This window comes from Xenorhabdus entomophaga (genome assembly GCF_037996725.1).
Lineage (GTDB): Bacteria > Pseudomonadota > Gammaproteobacteria > Enterobacterales > Enterobacteriaceae > Xenorhabdus > Xenorhabdus khoisanae.
In genome coordinates, this window is sequence record NZ_JBBMXH010000527.1 from 1 (window position 1) to 223 (window position 223).

Below are 223 nucleotides of genomic sequence, written 5' to 3' on the forward strand. Positions count from 1 at the left end.
ATCTCTCATTTGTAAAAACTCAGCCAGCGGGTCAGCCTTATCTTCCCCGGCCATGTTGACCTTAGACCGGCTGGAGGGTGACATACCAAACGCACTGAGCATGGTGTGAATCCGTTTCCACGCATCGGCTTTCATGCCCGCCGCCGGATGCGCCTTAATTAATCCCTGATCGGTCCGGTAGGTGTAACCTTCACGCTCCAGTGTTTCACAGTGCGTGCGGTAT

Annotated in this window: 1 protein-coding gene; it reads right to left on the reverse strand. The window is 54.3% G+C overall.

What is annotated here, in order from left to right:
• A partial coding sequence (locus tag AAC854_RS23930; RefSeq protein WP_340619137.1) for a phage terminase small subunit P27 family occupies positions 1–223 on the reverse strand: 223 nt, incomplete at both ends.